At 72.7% G+C, this 26,742-nt stretch carries 30 protein-coding genes and 1 pseudogene; 13 read left to right on the top strand and 18 right to left on the bottom strand.

The genetic code is table 11. From position 1 onward, the window contains the following. Positions 1-200 (bottom strand): annotated as a pseudogene (locus ABFX51_RS32420) (NADP-dependent oxidoreductase); the annotation flags it as partial. Between the two features lie 90 nt (positions 201-290). Here ABFX51_RS32420 and ABFX51_RS32415 point away from each other — a divergent pair. Continuing rightward, positions 291-890: a TetR/AcrR family transcriptional regulator gene (locus ABFX51_RS32415; RefSeq protein ID WP_346055971.1), complete on the top strand. Its 600-nt coding sequence runs from the start codon at positions 291-293 to the stop codon at positions 888-890. Positions 891-893: 3 nt separating this feature from the next. Here ABFX51_RS32415 and ABFX51_RS32410 read toward each other — a convergent pair whose 3' ends face one another. Genes ABFX51_RS32410 through ABFX51_RS32400 form a run of 3 tightly spaced genes read right to left on the bottom strand, consistent with a single transcriptional unit; the run spans position 894 to position 3,922 of the window. Further along, complete coding sequence (locus tag ABFX51_RS32410; protein ID WP_346055969.1) at positions 894-1,883, bottom strand: ABC transporter substrate-binding protein; 990 nt, start codon at positions 1,881-1,883, stop codon at positions 894-896. Positions 1,884-1,890: 7 nt separating this feature from the next. After that, on the bottom strand, positions 1,891-2,919 hold the full coding sequence (locus ABFX51_RS32405; RefSeq protein ID WP_346055968.1) for a FecCD family ABC transporter permease: 1,029 nt from the start codon (positions 2,917-2,919) through the stop codon (positions 1,891-1,893). 1 nt (position 2,920) lies between these two features. Further along, complete coding sequence (locus ABFX51_RS32400; protein ID WP_346055967.1) at positions 2,921-3,922, bottom strand: FecCD family ABC transporter permease; 1,002 nt, start codon at positions 3,920-3,922, stop codon at positions 2,921-2,923. A 120-nt stretch (positions 3,923-4,042) separates the two neighbouring features. On the opposite strand from ABFX51_RS32400, the gene ABFX51_RS32395 reads away from it, so the two are divergent. The 3 genes from ABFX51_RS32395 to ABFX51_RS32385 are packed head-to-tail and all read left to right on the top strand — an operon-like array spanning position 4,043 to position 7,589. Beyond that, positions 4,043-4,537, top strand: a complete 495-nt coding sequence (locus tag ABFX51_RS32395; RefSeq protein WP_346055966.1) for a 2Fe-2S iron-sulfur cluster-binding protein — start codon at positions 4,043-4,045, stop codon at positions 4,535-4,537. After that, complete coding sequence (locus ABFX51_RS32390) at positions 4,534-5,514, top strand: FAD binding domain-containing protein (RefSeq protein ID WP_346055965.1); 981 nt, start codon at positions 4,534-4,536, stop codon at positions 5,512-5,514. Before ABFX51_RS32395 ends, ABFX51_RS32390 begins: the two co-directional genes overlap by 4 nt. Then, entirely contained in the window at positions 5,511-7,589 is a 2,079-nt protein-coding gene (locus ABFX51_RS32385; RefSeq protein WP_428832523.1) for a xanthine dehydrogenase family protein molybdopterin-binding subunit, read from the top strand. The genes ABFX51_RS32390 and ABFX51_RS32385 overlap by 4 nt, the downstream gene beginning before the upstream one ends. 209 nt (positions 7,590-7,798) lie before the next feature. Here the strand turns inward: ABFX51_RS32385 and ABFX51_RS32380 are convergent, their stop codons facing one another. The 3 genes from ABFX51_RS32380 to ABFX51_RS32370 all read right to left on the bottom strand — a co-directional run bounded on the left by ABFX51_RS32380 (position 7,799) and on the right by ABFX51_RS32370 (position 9,731). Then, positions 7,799-8,548, bottom strand: a complete 750-nt coding sequence (locus ABFX51_RS32380; RefSeq protein ID WP_346055964.1) for a universal stress protein — start codon at positions 8,546-8,548, stop codon at positions 7,799-7,801. Positions 8,549-8,850: 302 nt separating this feature from the next. Further along, positions 8,851-9,117: a hypothetical protein gene (locus ABFX51_RS32375; RefSeq protein WP_143249931.1), complete on the bottom strand. Its 267-nt coding sequence runs from the start codon at positions 9,115-9,117 to the stop codon at positions 8,851-8,853. 170 nt (positions 9,118-9,287) lie between these two features. Beyond that, positions 9,288-9,731 (bottom strand): ATP-binding protein, encoded by a 444-nt coding sequence (locus ABFX51_RS32370; protein ID WP_091511466.1) that lies wholly within the window; start codon positions 9,729-9,731, stop codon positions 9,288-9,290. A 325-nt stretch (positions 9,732-10,056) separates the two neighbouring features. Between ABFX51_RS32370 and ABFX51_RS32365 the strand changes: the two genes are divergently transcribed. Together ABFX51_RS32365 and ABFX51_RS32360 are read left to right on the top strand one after the other, a co-directional pair. Then, complete coding sequence (locus tag ABFX51_RS32365; protein ID WP_091511468.1) at positions 10,057-10,422, top strand: STAS domain-containing protein; 366 nt, start codon at positions 10,057-10,059, stop codon at positions 10,420-10,422. A 126-nt stretch (positions 10,423-10,548) separates the two neighbouring features. Beyond that, the gene (locus ABFX51_RS32360) at positions 10,549-10,746 is read left to right on the top strand and encodes a hypothetical protein (protein WP_091511470.1); all 198 of its coding nucleotides are present in this window, start codon (positions 10,549-10,551) and stop codon (positions 10,744-10,746) included. 36 nt (positions 10,747-10,782) lie between these two features. Here ABFX51_RS32360 and ABFX51_RS32355 read toward each other — a convergent pair whose 3' ends face one another. After that, positions 10,783-11,742: an anti-sigma factor RsbA family regulatory protein gene (locus tag ABFX51_RS32355; protein WP_091511472.1), complete on the bottom strand. Its 960-nt coding sequence runs from the start codon at positions 11,740-11,742 to the stop codon at positions 10,783-10,785. After that, positions 11,739-12,542 (bottom strand): MEDS domain-containing protein, encoded by an 804-nt coding sequence (locus ABFX51_RS32350; protein ID WP_091511474.1) that lies wholly within the window; start codon positions 12,540-12,542, stop codon positions 11,739-11,741. The genes ABFX51_RS32355 and ABFX51_RS32350 overlap by 4 nt, the downstream gene beginning before the upstream one ends. A gap of 52 nt (positions 12,543-12,594) precedes the next feature. Between ABFX51_RS32350 and ABFX51_RS32345 the strand changes: the two genes are divergently transcribed. Then, entirely contained in the window at positions 12,595-13,380 is a 786-nt protein-coding gene (locus tag ABFX51_RS32345) for a DUF1295 domain-containing protein (RefSeq protein WP_091511476.1), read from the top strand. On the opposite strand, the gene ABFX51_RS32340 is transcribed toward ABFX51_RS32345, so the two are convergent. Genes ABFX51_RS32340 through ABFX51_RS32320 form a run of 5 tightly spaced genes read right to left on the bottom strand, consistent with a single transcriptional unit; the run spans position 13,365 to position 19,626 of the window. After that, positions 13,365-14,963 carry an amidohydrolase gene (locus ABFX51_RS32340; protein ID WP_091511477.1) on the bottom strand — a complete coding sequence of 533 codons (1,599 nt, stop codon included), beginning with the start codon at positions 14,961-14,963 and terminating at the stop codon, positions 13,365-13,367. The two genes, ABFX51_RS32345 and ABFX51_RS32340, sit on opposite strands and share 16 nt — an antisense overlap. A gap of 17 nt (positions 14,964-14,980) precedes the next feature. After that, positions 14,981-15,799, bottom strand: a complete 819-nt coding sequence (locus ABFX51_RS32335) for an ABC transporter permease (RefSeq protein WP_218153538.1) — start codon at positions 15,797-15,799, stop codon at positions 14,981-14,983. Further along, positions 15,792-16,718: an ABC transporter permease gene (locus ABFX51_RS32330; RefSeq protein WP_091511480.1), complete on the bottom strand. Its 927-nt coding sequence runs from the start codon at positions 16,716-16,718 to the stop codon at positions 15,792-15,794. Before ABFX51_RS32330 ends, ABFX51_RS32335 begins: the two co-directional genes overlap by 8 nt. After that, positions 16,715-18,058, bottom strand: coding sequence for a M14 family zinc carboxypeptidase (locus ABFX51_RS32325; protein ID WP_177228841.1), 1,344 nt, complete (start codon positions 18,056-18,058; stop codon positions 16,715-16,717). The genes ABFX51_RS32330 and ABFX51_RS32325 overlap by 4 nt, the downstream gene beginning before the upstream one ends. Before the next feature lie 17 nt (positions 18,059-18,075). After that, positions 18,076-19,626: a peptide ABC transporter substrate-binding protein gene (locus tag ABFX51_RS32320; RefSeq protein ID WP_346055963.1), complete on the bottom strand. Its 1,551-nt coding sequence runs from the start codon at positions 19,624-19,626 to the stop codon at positions 18,076-18,078. 151 nt (positions 19,627-19,777) lie between these two features. Between ABFX51_RS32320 and ABFX51_RS32315 the strand changes: the two genes are divergently transcribed. After that, the gene (locus ABFX51_RS32315; RefSeq protein ID WP_346055961.1) at positions 19,778-20,287 is read left to right on the top strand and encodes a GbsR/MarR family transcriptional regulator; all 510 of its coding nucleotides are present in this window, start codon (positions 19,778-19,780) and stop codon (positions 20,285-20,287) included. Between the two features lie 32 nt (positions 20,288-20,319). Here ABFX51_RS32315 and ABFX51_RS32310 read toward each other — a convergent pair whose 3' ends face one another. Further along, the gene (locus tag ABFX51_RS32310) at positions 20,320-21,048 is read right to left on the bottom strand and encodes a TetR family transcriptional regulator (RefSeq protein WP_346055960.1); all 729 of its coding nucleotides are present in this window, start codon (positions 21,046-21,048) and stop codon (positions 20,320-20,322) included. 90 nt (positions 21,049-21,138) lie between these two features. On the opposite strand from ABFX51_RS32310, the gene ABFX51_RS32305 reads away from it, so the two are divergent. Genes ABFX51_RS32305 through ABFX51_RS32295 form a run of 3 tightly spaced genes read left to right on the top strand, consistent with a single transcriptional unit; the run spans position 21,139 to position 22,812 of the window. Further along, positions 21,139-21,594 carry a hypothetical protein gene (locus ABFX51_RS32305; protein ID WP_091511491.1) on the top strand — a complete coding sequence of 152 codons (456 nt, stop codon included), beginning with the start codon at positions 21,139-21,141 and terminating at the stop codon, positions 21,592-21,594. Positions 21,595-21,616: 22 nt separating this feature from the next. Then, entirely contained in the window at positions 21,617-22,399 is a 783-nt protein-coding gene (locus ABFX51_RS32300) for a class I SAM-dependent methyltransferase (RefSeq protein ID WP_091511493.1), read from the top strand. Between the two features lie 53 nt (positions 22,400-22,452). Next, positions 22,453-22,812 carry a winged helix-turn-helix transcriptional regulator gene (locus ABFX51_RS32295; RefSeq protein ID WP_091511495.1) on the top strand — a complete coding sequence of 120 codons (360 nt, stop codon included), beginning with the start codon at positions 22,453-22,455 and terminating at the stop codon, positions 22,810-22,812. Between the two features lie 389 nt (positions 22,813-23,201). Here ABFX51_RS32295 and ABFX51_RS32290 read toward each other — a convergent pair whose 3' ends face one another. Then, positions 23,202-23,348 (bottom strand): hypothetical protein, encoded by a 147-nt coding sequence (locus ABFX51_RS32290; RefSeq protein ID WP_177228842.1) that lies wholly within the window; start codon positions 23,346-23,348, stop codon positions 23,202-23,204. A 150-nt stretch (positions 23,349-23,498) separates the two neighbouring features. On the opposite strand from ABFX51_RS32290, the gene ABFX51_RS32285 reads away from it, so the two are divergent. Beyond that, the gene (locus ABFX51_RS32285) at positions 23,499-23,912 is read left to right on the top strand and encodes a hypothetical protein (RefSeq protein WP_091511500.1); all 414 of its coding nucleotides are present in this window, start codon (positions 23,499-23,501) and stop codon (positions 23,910-23,912) included. Positions 23,913-23,935: 23 nt separating this feature from the next. Further along, positions 23,936-24,808 (top strand): NAD-dependent protein deacetylase, encoded by an 873-nt coding sequence (locus tag ABFX51_RS32280; RefSeq protein WP_091511503.1) that lies wholly within the window; start codon positions 23,936-23,938, stop codon positions 24,806-24,808. A 221-nt stretch (positions 24,809-25,029) separates the two neighbouring features. Here the strand turns inward: ABFX51_RS32280 and ABFX51_RS32275 are convergent, their stop codons facing one another. Both ABFX51_RS32275 and ABFX51_RS32270 read right to left on the bottom strand, forming a co-directional pair. Next, entirely contained in the window at positions 25,030-26,031 is a 1,002-nt protein-coding gene (locus ABFX51_RS32275) for a zinc-binding alcohol dehydrogenase family protein (protein WP_346055959.1), read from the bottom strand. 71 nt (positions 26,032-26,102) lie between these two features. After that, on the bottom strand, positions 26,103-26,729 hold the full coding sequence (locus tag ABFX51_RS32270) for a TetR/AcrR family transcriptional regulator (protein WP_346055958.1): 627 nt from the start codon (positions 26,727-26,729) through the stop codon (positions 26,103-26,105). Between the last annotated feature and the right edge of the window lie 13 nt (positions 26,730-26,742).

The following is a 26,742-nucleotide window of genomic DNA, read 5'->3' as shown; positions in this document are numbered from 1 at the left end:
AACCCGAACCGGGCCGCGGTCTCCGGGTCGGAGGTCATGAACCAGTCCATCGGGTTCAACCCCGCCGCGGCCACCCGCACCCGGATCTGCCCCGGCCCGGCCTGCGGCACCGCGACCTCACGCAGCCGCAGCCGCTCCGGACCGCCGAACGACTCGAACTGGACCGCCCGGCTCGTCGTGGTGGGTTCGTTCAAGGGCACTGGATTCTCCTGGAGCTGCTCACGCCGCCGGTAAACGGACTACGCTTCGGTTGGTGTCCCCACCGTAACACAAATGGAGCGTGATCCGTTTTGACCGCCGCCGAGAGCCGCCGACCGCGCGCCGACGCGACCCGCAACCGCCAGCAGCTGCTGGACGTCGCCACCCGCATGTTCGCCTCAGCCGGGAGCGAGCCGTCGATGCGCGCGATCGCGCAGGAAGCCGGGGTCGGCATCGCCACCCTCTACCGGCACTTCCCCACCCGCGAGGCCCTGGTCGACGCCGTCTACCAGGACCAGGTCTCGCGGCTCACCACCGGTGCCCGTGAGCTGCTCGCCCGGCTCGACCCGCCCGCCGCGCTGCGCCGCTGGATGGACCTGTTCGGCGACTGGATCGCGACCAAGAACGGGATGCTCGACACGATGCTCGCGATGATCGAATCGGGGGAGCTCGCGCACGCCCACACCCGGACCGAGCTGCTCGCGGCCATCGACGGCATCCTCGACGCCGGGCGCGCGAGCGGGCAGCTCCGCGGCGACATCCCCGCCGAGGACATCGCCGCGGCGCTCATCGGCATCTTCACCGCGGCCGGCGCACCCGAGCACCAGGCGATGGCCGCGCGCCTGCTGGACCTCCTGATGGACGGACTCCGGCCCTGCGCCTGCGGCCAGCGGCAGTCCATTGTGGACTGATACTCAGACGACCTTCCGCGCCGATTCGAGGTTCGCGGCCAGGTTGTTCAGCGTGCGGGCCTGCGCCACGTAGTCCATCGACGAGAACTCCCACGGGTACACCTGCCCGGCGACCGCCGCGGGCAGGCGCGCGAAGGTCGGCTGCTGCAGGAGCGTGGCCCTGTCCATCGCACGCAACGAGTACAGCACCACGTCCGTCGCGTGCCTGCCGATGTTCTCCCAGCTCACCTGCTCCCAGTAGTACGTGCTGCCACCGGGATCCGGGTAGGTCAGCCCCAGCTCGGTGTAGCTGCGCAACGCCGGGTCGTCCGGCGCCTTCGCGATGTACACGCCGTCGCCCGGGTACGCGGCGATGGCCATCACCGTGAGGCCCTGGACCGCCGCGGCGCGCAGGCGCGTGCGTGCCGTCTCGTAGTCCTGCCGCCCGGTCGGTTCGGCACCGAGCGCCCGCGCCAGCTCTGCCGTCCGCTCCACCACGTTCGTCGCGGAACCGGCCATCTTCAGTGCGATGATCGGCGCGATCTCGGCGACCGCCTGCTGCTGGGTGATGTCCTTGAACCCGTACAGCGGCTTTGCGGGGTCCAATTTCCCAACGCTGTCAACGGGATAGGCGTGCGTCACGATCACGTCCGGCTTCGCGGCCGCGAGCGCTTCGATGTCGATTTCGCCGTAGGTGCGGCCGACCTGCTTGACCGGCGCGAGGTCCCGGCCCTTGAAGTTCACGTCGTCCTCCAGCGCGGTGTAGCCGAAGGACGCGACGGGCGTGATGCCGTAGTTCCACAGCGAGGCGATCGCGTCGTTGAGCCCGGCGATCCGCGCAGGCTTGGCGTCGAGGTCCACCTTCGTGCCCACGTCGTCCGTGAACGACCAGCCGCCGCCACCGCCGGGCCCCTGCGTGCCCGCACCGCAGGCGGCCAGGAACCCGGCGGCGGTCAGCGCCAGGCCGCCGGTGAGGAACGCGCGCCTGCTCGGCGCGGTGGGGAGTGGGGACATGGGTGGTTCACCTTTCTCGTGTTCTGCGCAGGAGGAGCCGGATGAGGTAGGGCGCGCCGAGCACCGCGGTGATCAGGCCGACCGGGACCTCCCAGCCGAACAGCGTGCGTCCGGCGAGGTCCGCGGCCTGCACGAGCACCGCGCCGCCGAGCGCCGAAGCGACCAGCGGCGGGCGCGAGCCACCGGTGAGGCGGAGCGTGATCTGCGGCACGATCAGCGCGACGAACCCGACGGGACCGGCCGCCGCGACGGCCGCGGCCGTCAGGCCGACCGCGATCCCCAGCGCGCCGAGGCGCGCGGTCTGCAGCCGGAGGCCGAGCGCGACCGCCGCGTCGTCGCCGAGCTGGGTCACCGCCAGCGTGCGCGGCAGGGTCAGCGCCGCCGGGACCAGCACGGCGGACAGCACGAGCAGCGGCACCGCCTGGTCCCAGCCGACGGCGCTGATCGACCCGACCAGCCACACGGTCGCCTGCGCGGCGCTGTTGACGCTCGCCAGCACCAGCAGCCACGACGTGAGCGCGGTCAGGATGACGGCGCACCCCAGTCCGACGAGCACGAGCCGGTACCCGTCGACGCCGTGCCGCCACGACAGCCCGTACACCGCCGTCGCCGCGAGCAGCCCGCCCACCAGCGCGGCGAGGGGAACGCCGACCGCGACGAGACCGCTGGTGACCGCGTAGGTGCCGCCGCCGAAGACGATCACCGAAACCGCCGCGGCGGACGCTCCGCCCGTCACGCCGAGGATGTCCGGTGCGGCCAGCGGGTTCCGCGAGACCGTCTGCGTGATCGCCCCCGCGAGACCGAGGCACGCACCCGCGAGGCAGCCCGTGACCGCCCGGGGCAGCCGGAGGTCGAACAGGATGTGCCGGGCCAGCCGCGCGCCGCCGCCGGTCAGCAGTTCCGGCAGGCTGCCGAGTTCGAGCGGGTACTCGCCGATCGTGACGCCGACGGCCGTCACGACGAGCAGCACCGCGAGCGCGACGAGGCACACGGTGAGGGCACGGGGGTTCCGGCGGAGGCCGAGGGTCGCGACCACGTCAGAGCCTCACCAGCCGGCCGCGCCGGGCGATCAGCACGAAGGCCCCGCCGCCGAGCACGGCGACCACGATCCCGGCGGGCACCTCGGCCGCGCCGCCGACGAGCCGTCCCACGACGTCCGCCGCCAGCAGCAGCACCGCTCCGGCCAGCGCGGCACAGGGCACGAGCCGCCGGTGGTCCGGCCCGGTCAGCGGCCGCACGAGGTGCGGGACGACGAGCCCGAGCGCGGCGATCGGCCCCGCCGCCGCGGTCGCCGACCCGGCCAGCAGCGTGACCGCCGCGAGCCCGGTCAGGCGCCCCGCCGCGACGGACTGGCCGAGCCCCCGTGCGGCGTCCTCCCCCAGCGCCACGGCGTTCAGGGCCCGCGTGTTGAGCATCGCGAGCACCAGCCCGGCGGCCACGAACGGCAGGATCGCGAGGCTGATCCCCGCGTCCCGGCCGCCGATCGCGCCGACCACCCAGCGGCGGTAGACGTCCAGCGTCGGCGCGTCGGCCAGCACCACGAGCGAGGTGAGCGTCGACAGCAGTGCGGTCACCGCCGCCCCGGCGAGCGCCATCGGGACGGGGCTGACGCGGGTGCCGCCCCGCGAACCGATCGCGAACACGACCGCCGTCGCCAGCAGCGCGCCGCCGAAGCCGAACCACACCTGCCCGGCGGGCGAGGCGACGGACAGCACGTTCGCGGCGAGCGCGACGGCGAGCGCGGCACCGGCGTTGACGCCGAGCAGCCCGGGATCGGCCAGCGGGTTGCGGGTGTGGCCCTGCATGAGCGCCCCGGCCGCACCGAGCGCGAGCCCGCACAGGACGCCGAGCACGGTGCGTGGCAGCCGCACGTCCCGCACGATCGTCGCCGCCTCGCTGCCGTCGTCGTGCAGGAGCACGTGGACCGCGGTGGCGAGGCCGAGATCGTTGCTGCCCAGCACGAGGCTGGCCGCGACCGCCAAGGCCAACGCCGGCACCAGCAGGACGGGGAACAGCGGAAGCCGGGCGGTCGTGCTCACGCCCCGTAACTTAACTTAGCCATACCTAAGGTGGAAATGTGAGGTTTCGCAACTCCGGCGGCCGTGCCCGAAGTGGCCGCCGGTCGTTTGCCGGGTGGCCGCGGGGGTAGGCCAGCGGGCATGGAGGCCGAGACGACGCTGCGCGTGGACGGCGAGGACCTGCGCATCCCCATCGATCCACGCACCACGCTGCTGGACGCCCTGCGCGAGCGGGCGGGACGGCTGAGCCCGAAGAAGGGGTGCGACCACGGCCAGTGCGGCGCGTGCACGGTGCTGCTCGACGGACGCCGCGTGCTGTCGTGCCTCACGCTCGCCGTCGCGCACGACGGAGCCGAGGTCACCACCGCCGCGGGGCTCGACCACCCGGTGCGGCAGGCGTTCGTGGACCGCGACGCGTTCCAGTGCGGCTACTGCACGCCGGGCCAGATCTGCTCCGCCGCCGGCCTGCTCGACGAGGTCGCCCAGGGCATGCCGAGCCACGTCACCGAGGACCTCGAAGCCGAGCCCGAGCTGACGCGCGAGGAGATCGCCGAGCGGATGAGCGGGAACCTGTGCCGCTGCGGCGCCTACGTCAACATCGTCTCCGCCGTGCGGCAGGCCGGGGAGGCGCGGTGAAACCGTTCACGTACGAAGCACCCGCCGACGCCCTCGCCGCCGTGCGCGCCGTCGCGGCGAATCCGTCATCGGCGTTCCTCGGCGGGGGCACGAACCTCGTCGACCACCTCAAGCTCGGCGTCGCGCAGCCCGACCTCCTCGTCGACGTCACCTCGCTGACCTCCGCCGAGATCACCGACCGGCCCGACGGCGGCGTGTCGATCGGCGCGGCGGTGCGCAACAGCGACCTCGCGGCGGACCGGCGCGTGCGAAAGCGCTTTCCCGTGCTGGCGCAGGCACTGCTGTCGGGCGCGACCGGGCAGCTGCGGAACATGGCGACCACGGGCGGAAACCCGTTGCAGCGCACGAGGTGCGTGTACTTCCAAGACGTCACGACACCGTGCAACAAGCGCGAGCCCGGCTCCGGCTGTTCCGCGATCGGCGGGTACACCCGCTACCACGCCATCCTCGGCGCCTCAGAGCACTGCATCGCCACCCACCCTTCGGACCTCGCCGTCGCGCTCGCGGCGCTCGACGCGGAGGTGCACGTGCTGGGACCGGGAGGCGAGCGCACGATCCCGTTCACCGACCTGCACCGGCTGCCCGGCGACCGGCCCGAGAAGGACACGGTGCTCGACCACGGCGAGCTGATCACGGCGATCGACGTGCCCCCGCTGCCGCTGGCGCGGAACTCGCGCTACCGCAAGGTCCGCGACCGCGCGTCCTACGCTTTCGCGCTCGTGTCCGTCGCCGCCGCGGCGGAGGTGCGGGACGGCACGATCTCCGACATCCGGCTGGCTTTCGGCGGAGTGGCGCACAAACCATGGCGCGCGTACCGGGCCGAGGACGTGCTGCGCGGGCGAGAGTCCACAGAGGACAATTTCCGCGCCGCCGCCGAGGCCGAGCTGCGCGACGCCCGCACGGACGAGGGCAACGCGTTCAAGGTCCCGCTGCTGACCAGGACGCTCGTGTCGGTGCTGAAGGAGGTGTGCGCGTGACCGGCCTGCTCGAACCCCGCGCGATGGGCCGGGCCACCGCCCGCCGCGACGGACAGCTGAAGGTCACCGGTACCGCGGCCTACGCGTACGAGGCACCCGTCGACCGGCCCGCCTACTGCCACCCGATCCAGGCGACCATCGCCCGCGGCCGTATCACGGAAATCGACACGTCGGCCGCCGAACGGCTCGACGGGGTGCTGGCGATCCTCACCGCGGGACAGGCGGAACGGCTGGTTTCCTTGGAGGACAAGGAACTCGCGATCCTGCAGGACCGGTCCGTCGCCTTCCGCGGCCAGTTGGTCGGCGCCGTGGTCGCCGAGACCTCCGAGATCGCCCGGGAGGCGGCCGACCTCGTGCGGGTGGACTACGCACAGGAACCTCACGACGCGGAGCTGTCCGCCGACCGCGACGACCTGTACAAGCCCGAGAAGGTCAACCCGAGTTTCCCCACGGACACGGACGAAGGCGACGTGGACGCTGCGATGGCGTCAGCCGAGTACACTGTGGACGAAACCTACCGCACGCCGATGTACCACAACAACCCGCTGGAGCCGCACGCGACGACAGCGTTGTGGGACGGGACGTCGTTGACGCTGTGGGACTCCACGCAGGGCGTGCACCCGGCCCGTCAGGCGATCGCGAAGCTGTTCGGGCTCGACCTGGAACGGGTGCGGGTGATCTGCCCGTACGTCGGCGGCGGGTTCGGCTCGAAGGGCCTGCCGCACGCGAACGTCGTGCTCGCGGTGCTCGCCGCGCGGGCGCTGCCGGACCGGCCGGTGAAGCTCGCGCTGACGCGGCAGCAGATGTTCTCCCTCGCCGGGTACCGCACGCCGACGATCCAGCGGATGCGGCTCGGGGCGGACGCCTCGGGCAGGCTGTCGGCGCTGTCGCTCGACGTGGTGGAGCAGACGTCGAAGATCAAGGAGTTCGCGGAGCAGACCGGGATCCCGGCGCGGATGATGTACGCCGCGCCGAACCGCCGCACGACGCACCGGCTGGCGGCGCTGGACGTGCCGGTGCCGTCGTGGATGCGCGCGCCCGGTGAGTGCCCCGGCATGTTCGGGCCCGAGGTCGCGATGGACGAGCTGGCGGAGAAGCTCGGCATGGACCCCATCGAGCTGCGGATCCGCAACGAACCCGAGCGCGATCCCGAGACCGGCAACCCGTTCTCCAGCCGGAACCTGGTGGCGTGCCTGCGCGAGGGCGCGGCGCGGTTCGGCTGGGAGTCACGGGACCCGCGTCCCGGCGTGCGGCTGGAGGACGGCTGGCTCGTGGGCACGGGCGTCTCGTCCTCGGTGTACCCCACGTACTTCAAGGCCGGGGCGACCGCGCTGGTGCGGTTCGAGCGGGGCCGGTACGTCGTCGAGACCGGGGCGGCGGACCTCGGGACGGGCACGTGGACGGCGCTGCCGCAGGTGGCGGCCGACGCGCTCGACGTGCCGCTGGAGGACGTCGAGGTGCGGATCGGGGACACCGCGTACCCGGAGGCACCGGTCGCGGGCGGTTCGTCGGGCATGGCGAGCTGGGGCTGGGCCGTGGTGGAAGCGGCGCGGGCGTTCCGGGCGAAGTACGGCGACGACCCGCATGAAGGGGACGAAGCCGAGGCCACGGCGGGCAAGAACGAGGCGATGGAGCGGTACGCGATGTACGCGTTCGGTGCCCAGTTCGCGGAGGCGCGGGTGCACGCCGACACCGGCGAGGTGCGGGTGCCGAGGCTGCTGGGCGTGTTCGCGGCGGGGCGCATCATCAACCCCCGCACCGCGCGCTCGCAACTGATCGGCGGGATGACGATGGGCCTGTCGATGGCGTTGCACGAACAGAGCGTGCTCGATCCACGCACCGGCCACGTCGTCAACCACGATCTCGCGGAGTACCACATCACGGCCAACGCGGACGTGCGCGAGATCGAGGCGCACTGGCTCGACGAGCACGACCCGCACGTGAACCCGATGGGCAGCAAGGGCATCGGGGAGATCGGCATCGTGGGCACGGCGGCGGCCGTGGTCAACGCGGTGTACCACGCCACCGGCCGCCGGGTGCGGGACCTGCCGGTCACCCTGGACAAGCTGCTGTAGCGGGCGGGTGTGGGGGCCGCCGGGTGCGGGGCCTGCCGGTCACCCCGGGCACGCTGCTGTAGCCGGTGGCCGCGCCTGGTCGCCGGGTGCGGGGTCTGCCGGTCACCCCGGGCACGCTGCCTCAGCGGGCGGTCGCCGCGCGCAGGGCCTGCCCGTCACCCCCGGGCAAGCCGCCCCAGCGGGTGGCCACCGCGCGCGGGGCCTGCCCGTCACCCCGGGCAAGCTCCCCCAGCCGGTGGCCGGATCACCAGCACCGGGCCGTGGCCGTGCTGCACGAGCGCGTGGGCCACCGAGCCCAGCGCCATGCCGGGAAAGCCGCCCCGGCCCCGGCTGCCCACGACCACGAGCTGCGCCCGCGCGCTCCACTCCAGCAGCAGGTGCCGCGGCCGGTTGCGCACCGCGACGCGGTGGAGCGGGACGTCGGCGTACTTCTCCTGCCACGCGGCCAGGTTCTCGCCCAGCACGCGGCGTTCGGCCTCCGCCACCGGCTCCCAGCCGAGGTACCGGTCCGGCGTGCCCTCGATCTCCGCGTCGCTCCAGGCGTGCACCGCCACGAGCGGTGCGCGCCGGCTCGCGGCCTCGTCGAAGGCGGCGTCGAGCACCGCGTCGGACAACGGGCCGCCGTCGATCCCGGCGACCACCGGCCCGTCCCCACCCTGCCTCGCGACGGCGACCGAGCACTCGGCGTACGCGGCGAGCCGCGGGGGCAGTGAGCCGGGCATTCCGGGCACCTCCCCCGTCGAGCCGACCACCAGCATCCGGGCCGAGCGGGATTCCGCCAGCAGCACCGGCAACGGCGCCCCGTCGACCACCCCCACCCCGGGGCCGACCGGCACCGGTCCGGCGTGCACCCGGCGGAGCGGCGCCCGGTGCCGTCGTGCCACGCCCTCGGCCCAGCGCACCGCGAAGCGCGCGGCACCGGAGCGGTCCACCCCCACCACGATCGGAGCCTGGGTCATCGCCGTCCGCCTTCCCTCACGGGAAAAGTACGGACCGCGACGGCCTCCGCACACCGGGCGTTCGACCCCGGTTGGCGGGGACTTTCGGCCGTACCGGCGAGGGTCCACCTGCCCTGGCCGGTCACGTCAGCCGGGGCCCGTCCCGGCCGGTCTCATGCCAGTCGAGGCCCGCCAGCCCCGCCTCGCCACAACTCCGTCAGCCGCACCAGCCGGAGCCCGCCCGGTCACATGCCAGCCGAGGCCACCAGCCCCAGCAGTCACAACTCCACGCGCCGCACCAGCCGAAGCCCGCGCCCCGGCGGTCACAACTCCGTCGGCCGCACGAAGCGGATGTCGGCCGCGAGGTCGGTCGCCCGGACGGCCGCGGTGTCCCCTGCCGAGGGCGATTTGGGCGTCAGTTCCGTGATCAGGTCCCGCAGCGCCGCGCCGAGACGTTCGACCGCCGCGCCGACCCCCCGTCGGCACGGCGCGTAGTCCAGTGGCGCGTCGTCGGGCCGCAGTGCCGCGGCCACGGCGGCGGCGAGTTCGTCCGCCGCGGTGGCCGCAAGACACGGGCGATCCGCTGTCATGCTCATGGTCTCCCTCCCCACCTTCCGGAAATTCGCGATGTTCTTCAGCTGCCCGGAAACGGGAACGGTGAAACCTTTGCCCCCCATCGCCACGAGATACGGTGACGCAGCCGCTACTCACAGGCACAGCAACGCTGCGCGGACCGTCCTATCGGGACAGTCGCATCGGTTCAGCGGACGGGCAGCCGCTGCTCGGGGAACCCGTCGCGCTCGGCGTCCTGCCACGCGGCGGCGCTCGGCAGCGCGACGCAAGCCCACAGGGTCATGCCGCCCTCCTCCGCGCCGATGCCCCAGGCGGCCGTGCACGCCTCCAGCACGTGCCTGCTGGTGCGCGCCCGGCTCGGGGACATCGGCAGCGCGAGGTGCGGGGCGGAAACCGAGATCCGCAGGGACGGGCGCTGGTAGGACCGCGCCACCCGGACCGTCGCGGGGAGGTCGCCGTACTCACAGGCGAGGGTGCCCAGTTCGTCGGCCACCAGGACGGCGTCGATCACGTCGTCCTGCCCGCAGTCGAACAACAGGGCGCGGACCAGTTCCCGCATCCCGCCCAGCTCCGCGAGCCCGTTCAGGGTGAGCTGTTCGAGCCGCTCGCCGTACTGCCGCGCCACGGACATGGGGCCACCACCTCCGCTGACCTCGCCCGTCCTCCTGCGCTCCGGATACCCGCGGTCGCGACGCGGAAACGCGCGGCGACCTGGGGACGGCCCGCCGACAGGCCCGGAATCCGGGAGGTTAATGTAGGCCCGTCGTGGAAGTGCGAGCGCGTTTGCCGATCGCAAGATCACGACTGCACGGTTGAGCCCACAGCCGTCTTCGCACGCCTTCCCCGCACGGGAAGGCGTGTCAGGGGTGTGGGTTCGGCGCTGTCGTTCCCCTGCCTCGACCCGGTCCGCACATCCGATCCGCGCCGTCGAGGCGCCGGCACAGGGAGGTCTCCGCGTGACGCAGCCGCCCGTTCCCCACCCCGGCTCGCTGAGCCTGTCGACCCGCCGGGCCGACCCCGGCGTCGTGGTGCTCTCGGTGGCCGGAGACCTGGACATGCTCACCTCCCCGCAGCTGGCGGACTCCCTGCGGGAACTGCTGGACCAGCACCCGCGCACCGTCGTGGTCGACCTCAGCAAGGTGGACTTCCTCGGTTCGGCGGGTCTGGCGGCACTGGTCGGCGCCCACGAGCAGGCCGGGTCGCAGGGCAGCCTGCGCATCGTCGCCTCCGCGCGGGAGACCCAGCGCGCGTTCCGCATGACCGGACTCGACGAGCTGCTCGCGATCTACCCCACGGCCGAGGAAGCGCTCGCCGCGGACTGAAGGACGTAACGGCCGGGGTCCTGTGCCGATAACCGTGCAAGGACCCCGCCGGTGGCCCGGGCTCACCGGCCCGCCTCGCCGCGGTGGGGGTGCCCCTGCCCCAGACCCTGGCCGAGGTGATGCGTCGTGCACGTCCATTCCGGCGCCGCCGGTGCGCGGAACCGCCGCTGGTGGTGGCTGCTGTGCGCGCTGATCTTCGCCGCCACCGCCGGGATGCAGTTCTACCTGGCCGTCAGCATGGCGGCGTGGTGGGCCTGGACCGCGGCGGTGTCCTTCGTGGTGATCGCGGCCGCTTGTTTGTACGCCGCACAACGGCGGGTTTAGCGCCCGCTCCCGCTTCTCCGCGCGTGCCTAGGCGTCTCAGCCCGGGAGCCGCCCGGCGGTGAGCCGGACGACGAACTCCCCGTCCCGGCCGCGGCCGAACGTGACGTGGTCGCACAGCTGGTGCGCCAGCCACAACCCGAGCCCACCGTGGGGCGCCTTCGCCGCGGGCAGCAGGCCCGCGAACGGGTCCTCCGGCCCGTGGCCGCCGTCGGCCACCGTCACCACGCAGCGTTCGCGGGTGGACCAGCACCGCAGGCGCACCGGCGGCAGCCCGTGTTCGAGCGAGTTCGTGACGACCTCGCTCACGGCGACCAGGAAGTCCTCCAGGTCGTCGGCGCTCAGGTCGGTGCGGTTCGCCGCGAGCAGCGCGCGCCGCGCCTCGGCGGGCATCGGATCGCGCAGGTCGACGACCGGCGCCCCCGCCTCCAGCGGATCGGCTTCGACGAGGCGCGCCTCGCGCAGGAACGCCTCCGCCCCCGCGTAGGCGGGGCTGGGCCGGTGGGTGCCGCCGGGTTCCGCGCTGCGCGGGTGCGTCCTCGCGACGTCGGCGAGCACCGGCGCCGGCGTGCTCCGCGTGTCGTAGGCGCACATGCTCCACAGTGGATAGTCGTCGTAGGCCACGTTGATCGCGGCCTCGTACCGCGCCCACCAGTCCCACGTCGCGCCGAGGCCCTCGGGCGGGATCTCACCGATGATCCGGATCTGGCCGGCGCCCTGCGCCACGTAGTCGCGCAGCAACCGCTGGTACGACCGGATCGCCGCCGCCGGGCGCGCGTACACCGCGCCGCCGGACTGGTACACGATCCCGTCCACGTCTCCCAGCGCCTCCCGCAGCAGCCCGGCGTTGCGCGCGCCGAGCGAGACCACCGTCGGCTCCCCCGCCTCGACCCCGCCGAGCAGGAACGGGACCACGACGGCGAGCAGTTCCTCGTCGGAGGAGTAGTACACCGCCTCGTGGTAGTAGCCCTCGTACCCGGCCGCCGCTCCTGTCCTCATCGGGCCACCTCGACGCGGATGCCCTCGAGGCCGAGCAGCTCGACCAGCCTGGCGGGGCAACGCGACCGGCTGCGCAGCACGACCTCCGCGAACCCGCGCTCGCGCGCGTGCTCGGCGAGCGCGACGAGCGCCCGGTGGTCGACGAACTCGACCGCGCGGGCTTCGACGTACAGGCAGCGGCGCTCCGGCCGCAGGTCGGCGTGGGTGAGCGCGAGGGGCAGCAGCGCCCGTCCGGTCAGGTCCAGTTCCCCGGCGAGCGCGACCCCGTCGGACCCGGACGCGTACAGCCGGAACGGTGGCTCGGAGTTGCTCAGCGGGTGCAGTGCCGCGAGCTGGGTGAGGACGTCGTCCGGCACCGCGCCGCGGTCGTAGCCGCACAGCCCGGTGAACGGCCGCGCGGAGATCATCCGGTCGACGAGGTGCTCGTACCGGGCGAAGGCCGCGAAACCCTCGGGGGTGCGCACCAGCTCCGTCACGTCCGCCGCCACGCGGAACCCGGTGTAGCCGTCCCGCAGCGCCGCGTCGGCCGCGGCCGCGTAGCCCCGGACCTGCACGGCGGGATCGAGCACACGGGCGGCGTCATAGCTCTCGTGCACGAGCGAGACCTGGACCCCTTCCAAACCCCGGGTGAAGTCGTCGTGTTCGGTCGTCACGTACTGGACCCGCTGCCCCGCCGCGAGCCCGTCCGCGAGGAACTCCCGCACGACCGACCGGAACCCGGCGCGGTCGGAGTAGGACCAGCAGACGTGGTCGTGTGCCGCCAGGCCCCGCGCGGAGGTGACCGCGCCGACTCGTCTCACCGGAAGAGGGTAACCGGACGGCCGGGCGGGCGCACGTCAGTAGAGTGACGACGTGCTGGTCTGCGTGGGAATCTTCGCCGGGGTCGTGCTCGTGACCTGGCTGCTCTCGCTCGTGACGCGGGAACACTCCTGGGTGGACCGGATCTGGTCGCTGGTGCCGATCGTCTACGTCGCGGTGTTCGCGGGCCAGGCCGGGTTCGCCGACGCGCGGCTGGACGTCATGCTCGCGCTCGTCGCGCTGTGGGGCGCGAGGCTGACGTTCAACTTCGCGCGCAAGGGCGGGTACGCGCCGGGCGGGGAGGACTACCGGTGGGCGTTCCTGCGTGAGCGGATGAAGCCGTGGCAGTTCCAGCTGTTCAACTTCTTCTTCATTTCGCTGTACCAGAACGTGATCCTGCTGCTGATCACGCTGCCCGCGTACACGGCGCTTCAGCACCGCACACCGTTCGGCGCGTGGGACGCCGTCGTGGCCGTGCTGTTCCTGGCCTTCCTCGCCGGGGAAACGATCGCCGACCAGCAGCAGTGGAACTTCCAGCAGCGCAAGCGGGCGGGCCGTGAGCGGCGGCGGTTCGTGCAGACCGGGCTGTTCCGCTACTCGCGGCACCCCAACTTCTTCTTCGAGCAGGCGCAGTGGTGGGCGGTGTTCGCGTTCGGCGCGCTGGCCGCGGGCTCGCCCTGGCAGTGGACGGTCATCGGGGCCGTGCTGCTCACCTTGCTGTTCCTCGGGTCCACCCGGTTCACCGAGAGCATCAGCCGCAGCCGGTACCCGGAGTACGCCGAGTACCAGCGCACCACGTCCGCGCAGATCCCCTGGCGGCCGCGTCACAGCTCGCCGTAGACCGCCTCCCCGCCCAGCACCGTCGCCCGCACGCCGGCCCCCGCCAGCTCCCCGGGGGGCACGTCGAGCGGATTCCGTTCCAGCACGGTGAAATCAGCGAGCTTGCCCGGTTCCACGCTGCCGCACAGGTGCTCCCGGCGGCACGCACGCGCCGCGCCGATCGTCGCCGCCGCGAGGGCCTCGGCGACCGTCAGCTCCTCCCCCGGCCCGACGACGCGCCCGGTGTTCGAGCGCCGTTCCACCATGAACTGGATCGCCCGCAACGGCGCGCCCGCCACCACCGGGCGGTCCGAACTGGACGCGATCGCGACCCCGGCGTCGAGCAGCGCGCTGCCCCGGTACAGCCAGCCCGCGCGGTCCGGCCCGAGCACGTCGGAGTAGTCGTCCCCGTTGTCCCACAGGAACTCCGGCTGCAGGACGGCGGTCAGGCCGAGTTCGGCGAGGCGGGGCAGCTGGTCGTCGCGGACGAGCCCGCAGTGCTCGATGCGGTGCCGCGCGTCCGGTCGCGGCACCTTCGCCTGCGCCTCGGCGATCGCGTCGAGCGCGAGGTCCAGCGCGCGGTCGCCGATCGCGTGCACGGCGAGCTGCCAGCCCGCGGTGTGCCCGTCGAGGATCACCTGCCGCAGCGCGGCCGGGTCCTCCTGCAGCTGGCCGGCGTCGGTGCTGCCCACGTACGGTGCGGTGAGCGCGGCTGTGCGGGCCATGATCCCGCCGTCCAGCCACAGTTTGAGCGCGCCGATGCCCAGCGTCTCGTCGCCGAACCCGGTCCGCAGGCCGAGGTCGATTCCGCGCGTGATGCCGTCGTCCGCGTGCGCGGCCAGCTCACGCAGCCCGTCGGACGCGACCATCAGCTGCATCCGGACCGGCAGCCGCCCGGTCTCCCGTGCGGTCTGGTACGCCGCCACCTCCACCGGCGGCGTCGCGATGAGCCCGCCGCCGATCCCGGCCTCCGCGCAGGTGGTGATGCCCTGCGCCAGGCACGCCCGCCCGGCGCGTTCGATGGCCCCGACCAGTTCGCTCACCCGGTACGGCAGGCGCGCGCGGCGCACCGCGATCTGCGCGCGTTCGAGCATCAGCCCGTTGGGCTCGCCGTCGTCGTAGCCGACGTCCGCGCCCAACGGCCCCAGGTCGATGCCGTCCAGCACCACGCTGTTGACCACTCCCGCGTGCCCGGACGTGTGCTGCAGCCACAGCCGCCGCCCGTCCGCGACCGCGTCGAGTTCCGCGCGCGTCAAGTGCCCGCCGATGGGCCGCTGGTCGTAGCCGGTCACCTCCACCCAGTCCCCCGGCGCGGCCTGCGCGCACGCGCGCCTCAGCACCTCCAGCACCTCTCCGCGGTCACGCAGGCCCGTGATGTCGGTGCCACCCAGGCTCATCCCGGACCACACCATGTGGGTGTGCGCGTCGACGAACCCGGGCAGCACGGTCGCGCCGCCGAGCCGCACGGTGCGGCGCGCGGACAGGCCGGCCACGTCGTCGTCCAGCCCGAGGATCCGCCCGCGCCACACGCCGATCCGCGACGCCACCGGCCGCGCGGGGTCCATCGTGAGCACGTTCGCGTCCTCGATGAGCAGGTCGAGCACGAGGAAGGTCCTTTCCGTCAGGTCCGCCGGTCCAGCACGTCCCGCACCGCGTCGCCGAGCAGCATGAAGCCCAGCACCGCGACGCTCAGGAACGCCGACGGGAACAGCAGCAGGTGGGGTGCGGCCGCGAAGTCGTTGCGGGCCGCGGAAAGCTGGAGCCCCCACGAGATCGCGGGCGAGGTCAGCCCGATCCCGAGGTAGGTCAGCGAGGCTTCCGCGGCGATCACGCCTCCGACTGTAGTGGTCGCGAGGACGAGCACGGGCCCGATCGCGTTCGGCACCACGTGCTTCCGCATCAGGTCCAGGTCCCGCGCCCCGAGCGCCCGCGCGGCGTCGACGTACTCGAGGTCCCGCACCGCGAGCACGGTGGACCGCGTGACCCGCGTCAGCGTGGGCCAGCCGAAGACGATCAACACCAGCGAGACCGTCCACACGGAACGGTCGCGCAGCACGCCGAGCAGCACGAGCGCGCCCAGCAGCAGCGGCACGCCGAGGAACACCTCGGACAGCCGCGAGATCACGGCGTCGGCGAACCCGCCGTAGTACCCGGCGAGCGTGCCCAGCACGAGCGCGAGCACGAGGCAGCCGAGCGTGACCAGGACACCGACCGTGATCGACGCGCGGGCACCGTAGATGACGTTGGCGTAGACGTCGCAGCCCTGCTTGTCGAAGCCGAACGGGTGCCCGGCGCTCGGCCCGAGGTTGCTGACCGCGAGGTCGCACACCCGCGGGTCACCGTGCCCGAACCAGCCCGCGAACAACCCCGGGAACGCGGCGATCGCCGCCATCAGCACCACGATGACGGCGGCCACCACCAGCCGCGGCCGCCTAAGCACGGCGGATCCTCGGGTCGAGCACGCCGTACAGCAGGTCCACGACGAGGTTGAGCAGCAGGAACACCAGCACGAGCGCGGTCGCGACGCCGACCACGACGGCCCCCTGCCTGGCCCCGATCGACTGGAACAGCAGCTGCCCCACCCCCGGCAGGTTGAAGATGCTCTCGATGATCACCGTGCCGCCCAGCAGGAAACCGAGGTCCACGGCCAGGTACGTGACGGCGGCGGGCAGCGAGTTGCGCAGCACGTGCCGGGTCACGACACGCCGCCACGGCAGTCCTTTCGCGACGGCCGTGCGGACGTGGTCGGCGCCCAGGTTCTCCAGCACACCGGCCCGCACGAGCCGCGTCACCGACGCCGACGCGATCACCGCCAGCACCAGCGCGGGCAGCAGGTACCCCATCGGCCAGCCGTGCCCGGTCCCGGCGACGGGGAACAACCCGAGCCGCACGCCGAACACCAGCTGCGCGGTGTAGCCGAGCACGAACACCGGCACCGAGATCGCCAGCACCGACAGCAGCAGGATCACGCGGTCCAGCGTCCGGCCGCGATGCAGCGCCGCGAAGGTCCCGGCGACCAGGCCCAGCACCACCTCCAGCGCCCACGCGGTGAGCGCGAGCGTCGCCGTCACCGGCCAGCGCTGCGCCATCAGCGTCGCGACCGGCCGCCCGGTGAAGTCCGTGCCGAGGTCACCGGTGAGCAGTCCGCCGAGGTACCGGAAGTACCGCAGGAACACCGGGTCGTCGAGGTGGTAGCGGGCGCGCAGGGTGTGCACCACGCTGTCCGGCAGCGGCCGGTCCCCCGCCATCGCGCGGATCGGGTCGCCGGGCAGCACGTACACGGCGAGGTAGATGAGCAGCGTCACGCCGAAGAACACGAGCACCAGCTGGGCCAGGCGCGACGCGACGTACCGGGTCATCCGCTCAGCGCCACGGTCGTGGACAGGATCGCGCCGAGCTGCACCCCGACCAGCTTCGCGAGCGGGATCGGTTGCGGCATCTCGGCTTCCGCGAGCCAGCCGCGGTAGATCTCGTCGAGCCGGGCGAAGCCGCCGCGGATCGCCGGCGTGCCGTTGCCGATGCCGATCTCCGCGGCGAGCGCCCGCAGCAGCATGCCCCCGAACCGGATCCGCGCGGACTGCAGCCCCGACGTGGAGGCGAACTGCTCGGCGACGACGGCGGGCCGGTCGTTCTCCGGCAGCCGCGCCCGCGCGAGCTCGGATTCGGCGGCGTCCGCGAGGTAGGGCACGAAGGCCTCGGTCGCCCGCAGGAACGGCGAGCGCACGGTGAGGTCCGGTCGCACCGACTCCAGGACGCCCGACAACAGTTTCGCGGTCTCCTCCGTCCGCTTCCCCCGCTCGGCGAGCAGGGCGGCGTAGGAGATGTCCAACGGCGTGTGGTCGTCGGCCCTGGCGTCCGCCCAGTACGGCACTTCCGTTGCCAGATAAGCGGTTCCGTACCGGGCGGCGTAGGCACCGCTGGACGCGCCGCCCGTTCTCCGCGACGGGTCGAGGCCCAGTTCGAGCATGAAGTCGCACTCCTCCTCGGCGGTGAAGCCGCGGAAGACGCCGGGCGCGATCTGCTCGATGAACCCCGCCTCGCCCTCGCCGGTGTGCAACGGCAGGCCGAGGCTTTCCGGCAGCGCGGCGAGCTGCCGGTTGAGCTCGTCGGTCGTGTCGCTCAGGTAGTAGAACACCCCGCCGTACTCGCCGTTGTGCAGCGCGCACAACAACATCGGCTTGGTCTCGTCGAGAAGGCGCATCAACGCGACCGTCTCCGGCATCACCTTGTCGAAGAAGTTCCCCTTGTACGCGAAGGGGAACGTCCACTCGACCTGCTCGTCGGGCGCGGGCCGGTAGAACGCGCGGCCGTAGGAGTCGAACGTCAGCGGCGGGGCGAACCACGGTTCGTTGAGCCGCGTGCCGTCGGGGTCCACGCACGGCACGATGTGCCACGTGCACCCCAGGTCCGCACGCAGCGCGTCGTCCTCGGTGAGCAGCTTCGCCAGGTGCACCGACGTCAGCCCGCCGACCGGTTCGTTGGGGTGCACCGCGGCGACCACCACGACGTGCTCCGGTCCACCGTGGACGGTCAGGCACCACAGCGGTTCGCCCAGCCGCGAGCTGCCGATGCGGCGCAGCTCGGTGTGCTCAGGGTGGTCGCGCGCGATCTCCTCGATCGCGGTGCGCAACGCGTCGGCCCCGGCGAACCCGGCGATGGGCGGCACCTCGGCGGCGAGCCGGGAAATGCGGTCGAACAAGGGTTTCGCGTCCTTCCTCAGGAGACGGTGATGCCGGTGAGGTCGAGCTCGGCCGAGCCGACCTTGACGCCGGAGACCCGCGGGCCGTACGCGTACACGTAGGCGTCGCTGAACAGCGGGATCACCGGGAAGTCCCGCATGATCCGCGCCTCGGCCTGGTGGTAGATCGCGGCCGCGGCCTCGGGCGTCGCAGCGTTGCCCTGTTCGATGAGCGCGCTCACCTCGGGGTTGGAGTAGTAGGACGCGGAGTACCCGACACCGGTCTCGGTGAACACGGAGGTGAGCACGTTCTGCGCGCTCGGGTACAGCGAACCCCAGTGCGCGCGGTACGGCCCGGTGATCGTGTGGTTGTCCAGCGCCGCGAGGAACTGCGCGAAGTCCGGCTGGGTGCGCACCGCGACCTGCAGCCCCAGGTTCTGCCGCAGCTGGTTGGCGATGGCCTCGAAGGTCTGCTCGTAGCCCACCCCCGCGGGCAGCCACAGCTCCAGCGTGCCGGAGAAGCCCCCGGCCTCGGTGAGCAGCTGCTTCGCCGCCGCCGGGTCGAAGGTGCAGTAACGCCCGCACGAGTCGGTGCCGCCGCCGATCGTGGTGTCCGGCAGCAGCGAGTCCAATGGCCGGTACATGCCCGCGAAGATCGCCTTGTTGATCGCGTCGCGGTCGATCGCCATGGACAGCGCCTGCCGCACGCGGATGTCGGCGAACCGCCGGTCCTGCGGGGGCAGCCCGAGGAAGTCGATCGCGACGGCGTCGTAGGTCACCACGCGGTCCGGGAAGTCGGCGCGCACCTGCTGGTACTTGTCCTGCGGGACCATGAACACGTCGACGTTGCCCGCCTGCGCGTCGGTGTAGGCGGTCGCGGTGTCGCTGTAGATCACGAAGGTGACGCCGGCGGACTTGGGTTTCTCACCCTGGTAGGCGTCGTAGCGGGTGGTGGTGATGCGCCCGCCGGTCTCCCACTTGCCCTCCATCTTGAAGGGACCGTCGCCGACGGGCGCCCGGTCGAAGGCCCCGGGATCGGTGAACGCGGCCTTCGGCAGCGGGTAGAAGCCCAGCATCGCGGGCGTGAGCTGGTACGGGAACTGGCTGTCCGGTTTGGACAGCGTGACGGTGAAGGTGAGGTCGTCGACCACCTTGAGCCCGGAGAGCTCCTTCGTGGCGGGCTGCGCGGTGTTGAGTTCGGCGTACCCGGCGATGCCGGCGAGCTGGCCGTTGTTGGCCCAGCCGTTGGGCCCGTAGGCCGTGGCGTTCCAGGCGTCGACGTAGCTGTGCGCGGTGACGGGCTCGCCGTTGTGGAACGTCCAGCCTGGACGGAGCTTGATCGTCCAGGTGGTGTTGTCCTGGCTGGTCACCGATTCGGCCTGGACGTAACGGAGCGAGCCGTCGTCGCCGAGGTCGGTCAGCGGGGCGAACAACGCCTCCACGATGTCCAGCCCGCCCGAGGCCCGGCCGGGCGTCAGGTGGTCGGGCTCGATCACGGCGACCGAGAACGTGCCGTCACCGGTGGCGGCGGTGCCGCCTCCGGCGCACGCGCTCGCTCCCAGAGCGACCGCCGTCAGTGCCGCTGCCATCCAACGCCAAGAAGGCCGCATGCCTTCCTCCTCCGTGCCGGGAGTGGTGGGGAATGGGAAGCAGTTCACACGAGCTTCAGCGACTGGTCAACACTGAACTGTGTTAACGTTCAGATACATTTGAACGTTCAGCTGGACTATCCTGTCCCGCATGCCTTCCGAAGACACCCTGGGCGAGGACCGCCGGCTGGCCTTCGTCGAGGAGATGGGCCTGCTGTGGGAGGCCGAGGCGCTGTCCCCGATGCAGGGCCGGGTGCTGGCCTACCTCATGCTGAGCAACGAGCCGTACTGCTCCTCCGCCGAACTCGCCGAGGCGTTGCGCGCCAGCAAAGGCTCCATCTCGACCGCGACGCGCGTGCTGGCCGACGCCGGTCTCATCCGCCGCGTGCCCGTGCCGGGTCAGCGCGGCCACTTCTTCCGCACCGAGGACGACGTCTGGGGCGCCTTCCTCGCCGGCGAACGGCTGCACCTGCGGCGCCAGCGCGCCTACGCCGAGGCCGTGATCGCCGAGCTGGGCGAGTCCGACGTGCGCCCCCGGCGGCGGCTGATCAACATGCGGGACTACATGCGCTGGCTGGAGGAGCAGCACCACCGCACGATGCGCGAGTGGCAGGAGTACAAGCGCAAGCGGGACGAGGGCGGCGAGGGCACCGAGAGCTAAGGGCACTCAGTGCCACTCGGTTTCAGTCGGTGTCAGTCGGTAGGGCGGAGCGCCGCCGAGATCTGCCGCACGACCTCCGACACCGGCGCCGAGGCCTCCAGCACCGCGACCACCGTCTGCCCGCCGGGCTTGACCGGCGGCGAGAACGCGTCCACCACGAGCTGGAAGGCCTCCTTCGCGGCGGCGTGCACGTCGTCCTTCCCGCCGCTGCGCAGCCACCGGCGCAGGACGTGGTTGTTCGCGGCGGCGACGGCGGCTGCCGCGACCGAGGCCCGCAGGTCCGCGGCCGGGTCGCCGGCGGACTGGAAGCGCTCGCGCAGGTAGCGGGCGAACACGCGCTGGTACCGGTCGACGGTGGCGACCTCGCGGTCCCGCAGTGACGGTACGGATCTGGTGAGGGCGAAGCGTTTCAGCGACACGTCGGGGTCGGCGAGGTAGTGCTCCAGCACCAGCCCGACCGCCGTGCACGCGACCGCCACCGGGTCCTGGGTGGGCAGTGCCGTGGCCAGCGAGCGCTCGATGTCGCGGAGGACCTCCTCGTGGTCGGGGAAGATCGCGTCCTCCTTCGAGCGGAAGTACCGGAAGAAGGTGCGGCGGCCCACGCCCGCGGCGGCGGCGATCTCGTCGACCGTGGTGGCGTCGTAGCCCTGCGCGAGGAACAGGTCGATGGCCGCGACGGTCAGCGCGTGCCGGAGGCGGCGGCGGCCTGCCGTGGTGCGGCCGGCACGGGTGCGCGGCGGCTGCCGGGACTCGACGGACATGCCCCGAAGCTAGCAGGCGTAGTTGCTAAGGGCACTCAGTGCCGTTACGATGAGGACCAGTCCAGCGTCGGGGCACCGGGAGGTAGGCACATGAGCGTTCAGCAGGATCTCGCTTCCCCTCCGGGTTCCGGTGACGAGTACCGGCGCGTGTTCGGCTGGCCCGTGCGCCTGCACGACAACGGCCTCGAACTCGTGACGGGCTCGGGCATCGCGGCGGTCGTCGTCCCCCGGGCGCTGTCGGACCGCGTGCTCGCGGCGGTGGCGCGCCAGGGGTGTGAAGGCCCGGCGGTGTGCGTCCCGACGAAGCGCGGCGCCGTCGTGGTGCTGCTCGCGGAAGCCGACATGCTCGCCCCCTCCGGTGACGCGCTGCCGGAGGGCGTCCGCGTGCTGACGGCGGGCACGCCGGTCCGGCTGCCGTCCGGCCAGGGCCACGACCTGACGCACTGGCTCGTCGCGCCGGATCCGCGGCAGCGGTGGCTGCCGAGCCTGAACGCGGTGCTGGCGAGCATCCGCTCGGTCGCGCCGGTACGCCTGCCGCAGCCCTGAGGCACGCCACTACGGTGGCGGCGTGGGCGAGGACATCTGGGCCGGGCTGGCCGAGCAGTTCGTCGACGGGGCTTACGCCTCGGTGAAGGGCAGGGTGCGCACGTACGTGCTGCACCGGCACCTGCTGGACCACCTGCCGCCCCCGCCGGCCGCGGTCCTCGACGTCGGCGGCGGCGCCGGTCACCAGTCCTTCCCGTTGGCGCGGGCCGGTTACGACGTCACCTTGCTCGACTCCTCACCGGCGATGCTGGACCGTGCCAAGGAGCGGCTCCCGGAGGAAGCCCGGCAGCGGGTGACGTTCGTGCAGGCCGACGGTGAGCACGCCGACGAAGCGGTGGAGGGCAGGCGTTTCGACGCCGTGTTGTGCCACGGCGTGCTCGGCTACCTCGACCGGCCGGAACCGGTGGTCGAGCAGCTGTGCCGGTGCGCCGCCGAAGGTGGCATCGTCTCGATCATGACGGGCAACGCCGCCGCGACGGCCGTGCAGCCCGCGTTGGAGCGGCGGTGGGAGGACGCACTGGCCGCGTTCGACACGAGGACCGGCACCGGGGTGCTGGGCGTGCGGGCCCGGGCCGACACGGTCGACGAAGTGAGCGCGTTGTTGCGAGGTCACGGCGTCGAGCCGGTGCGCTGGTACGGGGTGTGGCTGTTCGTCGACTGGCTCGAATTCAGCGGGGTCGAGCCGGATCCCGCTGAGGCGGAGCGGATCGCGGCGGTCGAACTCGAGGCCAGCAGGCGGGACCCGTACCGGCAGCTGAGCCGCGTCTTCCACCTCGTCGGCCGCAAGGGCGCCGTACAACGCTGAGGGGCGGCTACTATCGATCGGGAAGTACTGGCCCCACGGAAAGGACCGCGGCGATGCAGACGTGCCCGACCGCCCGGCACGACCACCACGACGTCTACTCCGCGCAGTGCCCGTGCCGCGAGGTGCTGGACCTGCTGGCGAACAAGTGGTCCGCCCTCGCGATCGGCGCGCTGGAGGAGGGGCCGCTCCGGTTCGGGGAGCTGCAGCGCAGGCTGCAGGGCGTGAGCCCGAAGGTGCTCACGCAGACGCTGCGCCGCCTCGAGGAGCACGGGTTCGTGGAGCGGACGGTCTATCCGGCGGTGCCGCTGCACGTCGAGTACTCGCTGACCGAGCCGGGCCAGAGCGTCGCCGAACCCCTCGCCGCGCTGCGCTCGTGGGTGGAGTCGAACCTCGACAAGCTGCGCACGGCCTGAGGCGCGGGGGCATCGGGGCGCACCTCACCGACAAGCGGCGCCTCCGCCAGCACCGCCGGAACGCGCCCGCAACTCGCGCGCACCCACCGGCGCCCCTGATCACGGGCGGCCACCGCCGGAAATCCGCGCAACGCCAGCCGCCCCCGGCGAACCAGACCACCGCCCGGCACCGCCCTGCGCCCGCCACCGCCGTGCACGTCGCCACCCGCCCGGCACCGCCGTGCGCCACCGCCCGCGCTCGCCGCTCGGCACCACCGCTCGGCACCGCCGTGCGCCGTGCGCCATCCGCCCGCCCCCACAGCGCGCAGCCGGCCGCCGTGCCGCGCAGCCCGCCGCCGTGCCGCGCAGCCCGCCGCCGTGCCGTGCCGCCAGGCCGCAGCCCCGAGGCGTCAGACCGCGGCGGCCATCTCGGCCTGTCCCGCGGCTTCCCCCTCGTTCCCGGGCCGCTCCTGCGCCTCGGCGGCCGCCTGCACGCTCGCCAGCACCGCGTCGAAGACGGGCGTCGGCTCCTGCGCTGACCTCTCCCCTACTGCCATACCCCGGATTGTGACCTCCCCGGCTCTCCCGCGCACGGCGAACAAGATCCACAGTGGACGCCGGGTGACGGGACTCACCGCCGGGTTTCACCGGTACGGGTAGCGGGTAGCCGCTGCTGTCCTACGTTGAGCAGCCAGCGGAGGTGTTCCATGGTCGCGCGCATTTCCCGCCCACCGGAAGAGATCAGGTTCGTACTGGACGGGCCGGCCGCGCTGGCGGTGTTGCGCAGACGAGTCCGGGACCTGCTGTCCGGCGTCGCCGAAAAGGACCTGATCGACGCGCTGCTCGTGGTGAACGAGGTGGCGACACTGGCCTGGATTTCGGCAGGCGGCCCCTGTGCCGTGCGGGTGCTGAAGCTGCGTGACGGGACGGCGCGCACCGAGGTGGCGTGCCCGGCCGAAGCCGCGTGGACGGACAGTGCCCGCCTCCTCCTCGACGGTCTCGCCGCCCGCTGGGGCATCGACGGCACCACGCTGTGGGCGGAGGTCGTCCTGGCCCCGCCCTGGCCGCGTGCCGCGCTCGAGGGTGACTTCCCCGCCGTGCCCGAACCGGATCCGAGCTGATCGCCGCGGCCTAAGCTGGTCGCGTGCGCACGAAACCGACGCTGACCTGGATCCCGACCGGCGAGCCCGCACCGAGGACCACGGACCTGACCGAGGTCGTGCGCGTCGTCGGGGACGGCGGCGTCGTGGTGCTCAGCGGCGCCGGCCTGTCCACGGAATCGGGCATTCCCGACTACCGGGGCGCCGAGGGCACCCTCCGGCGGCACACGCCGATGACGTACCAGGAGTTCGTCGCGAGCGAGGACGGCAGGCGCCGCTACTGGGCGCGCAGTCACGCGGGCTGGCGGACGATCGCCGGTGCCCGGCCCAACGCCGGGCACCACGCGGTCGCCGACCTGCTCGGACGCGGTTACCTGGCTGGGATCATCACGCAGAACGTCGACGGGCTGCACCAGGCGGCGGGCGCGAGGGACGTCGTCGAGCTGCACGGCAGCCTCGACCGCGTGGTGTGCCTCGGCTGCCGCCGCACCAGCTCGCGCGAGGCCCTCGACCGGCGCCTCGTCGAAGCGAACCCGTCGTTCCGGGCCGACGTCACGCGCGTGAACCCGGACGGCGACGCCGACCTCCCCGACGACGTCGTCCGCGGGTTCCGGCTCGTCTCGTGCGTCGCGTGCGAAGGCGTGCTCAAGCCCGACGTGGTGTTCTTCGGCGAGAACGTGCCGCGCGCCCGCGTGGACGAGTGCTACCGCCTGGTCGACGAAGCGAACGCCTTGCTGGTCCTGGGTTCCTCGCTGACGGTCATGTCGGGCCTGCGGTTCGTCCGGCACGCGGCGAAGGCGGGCAAACCCGTGCTGATCGTCAACCGCGGCCGCACCCGCGGCGACGAGCACGCCGCGGTCCGCGTGGACCTGCCGCTGGGACAGGCCCTCACGACGCTCGCGGAACGCCTGGCCTAGGTTTTCGCAAGGCGCGGAGCCGCTTCCACCACCCGAGCAGCTGGCACCGCCGCGGGCTCGGCTCAGCCGCGCGAAGCGCGCCCGCTGTCAGTCGGCGATCCCGGAGCGAAGGCCCGCCTTGAATCGGCTCACCCGCGCGGAGCGCGCCCGTTGAGGGGGTGGCGGGAGACGGGTGGGGCCGCTACCCGCACCGGCCCGCAAGCCCGTCCCAATCCCCTGACCTACCGCTCGATCACGACCTTGCCGATCATGCTTCCCCGCTCCACCATCCGGTGCGCCTCCCGCACGTTCTCCGCCGTCAGCCCGCTCAGGCGGGTCGTCAGCGTCGTGCGCAGCTCTCCGGCGTCGACGAGCCGCGCGACCTCGTCCAGGAGCTCCCGCTGCGCCGTGCTCTCCGGCTCGTACAGCGGCCGCGTGAACATCAGCTCCCAGTGCCACGTCAGGCTCTTCGACTTGAGCGGCAACAGGTCCATCCCTTCGGGCTCGTCGATGGCCACGACCTCGCCCCGCGGCGTCAGCAGCTCGGCGTAGGCCTCGACGTTCTGCCCGGAGACCGGCGAGAAGACGTACTGGACACCGCCCGGCGCCACCTTGCGGACCTCACGCACGAGGTCGTGGTGGTCGGCGATGTGGTGGGCGCCCAGTTCCCGCGCCCACTCGGCGGACTCCGGCCGCGACGCGGTGCCCACGATCTCCAGCCGGGTCAGCTTGCGCGCCAGCTGGAGGACCATCGAGCCGACCCCGCCCGCCGCCGAGACGACGAGCAGCGTGCCCGTGGCGTCCCGCCCGAGGCGGAACCGGTCGAACAGGCCCTCCCACGCGGTGATCGTGGTCAGCGGCAACGCGGCGGCCTCGGCGAAGTCGAGGCTCGCGGGCTTGTGCCCGGCGATGCGCGAGTCGACGAGCTGCAGCCCCGCGTTGCTGCCCGTGCGGTTGATCGAACCGGCGTAGTACACCTCGTCGCCGGGCGCGAACGCGCGCACCTCGGTCCCGACCGCGCGCACCACCCCGGCGGCGTCGAAACCGAGGACCTTCGGCTCGTCCGCGCTGCCGAACCCGGCCCGCACCTTGACGTCGACGGGGTTCACCGACACGGCGCGGACTTCGACCAGCAGGTCGTGCGGTCCCGGCTCGCCGACCTCGATCTCGACGTCGACGAGCGCGTCCGGGTCGTCCACCGGGAGGCTGCGGAAGGAACCCACAGCGGAAGTACGTGTGCTCATGGCCCCGACGCTACGTCCGCACCGGTGGTTACCCGCAAGGCCAGCTGGTTACCGCGGGGAAAGCATGCAGGTCAGCGCGGCGCCGTCGCGCGCACGAACGTGGTCACGAGCTCCGCCGCGTACGCGTCGAGGTCCAGAGACTCCTCCGCCGCGTACGCCTCGGCCGCGCCGTCGATCGCGCTGGTGATCGTCCTGGCCATCACCGCGGGGGCGAACTCGCCGAACGCGCCCTCCCGCTGCCCCTGCCGCAGGAGCCGTTCGAACTGCCCGGTCTGGAAGTCCCTGAGCATCGGCCCGGCCATCCGCCAGCCGTCCGGGTCGTCGGCGTTGGCCACGACCTCGCGCAGCACCCGCACGCATTCCGGGAAGTCACGCAGGAACGCGACCTCGGTCTCGATGTGCGCGCGCAGCATTTCGGCCCTGTCGGTGGTCCCGCCCGCCTTCTCCTGGAGGAACTTCTCCTTCATGCCCAGCACGGTGGTGACGACGGCCTGCATCAGCCCGGCCTTGTTGCCGAAGTGGTAGCCGATGATCCGGGTGCTGCTCAGCCCGGCGCGTTCCTTGATGCGCGCGAAGGTGGTCTTCCGGTACCCGAGGCCGGCGATCGCCGAGATGGTGGCCGACACCAGCTGCGCGCGCCGGGCCGCTTCGGTGACGCTGAGCCCGAGTTCGGGCTGGAGGTCCACTTCTACTTGCATGAGTACAAATTAA

The organism is Amycolatopsis dongchuanensis (assembly GCF_039542405.1).
Lineage (GTDB): Bacteria > Actinomycetota > Actinomycetes > Mycobacteriales > Pseudonocardiaceae > Amycolatopsis_E > Amycolatopsis_E sacchari.
Note: the sequence above shows the minus strand (reverse complement) of the source record. Positions and strands in the feature narration are given on the sequence as shown.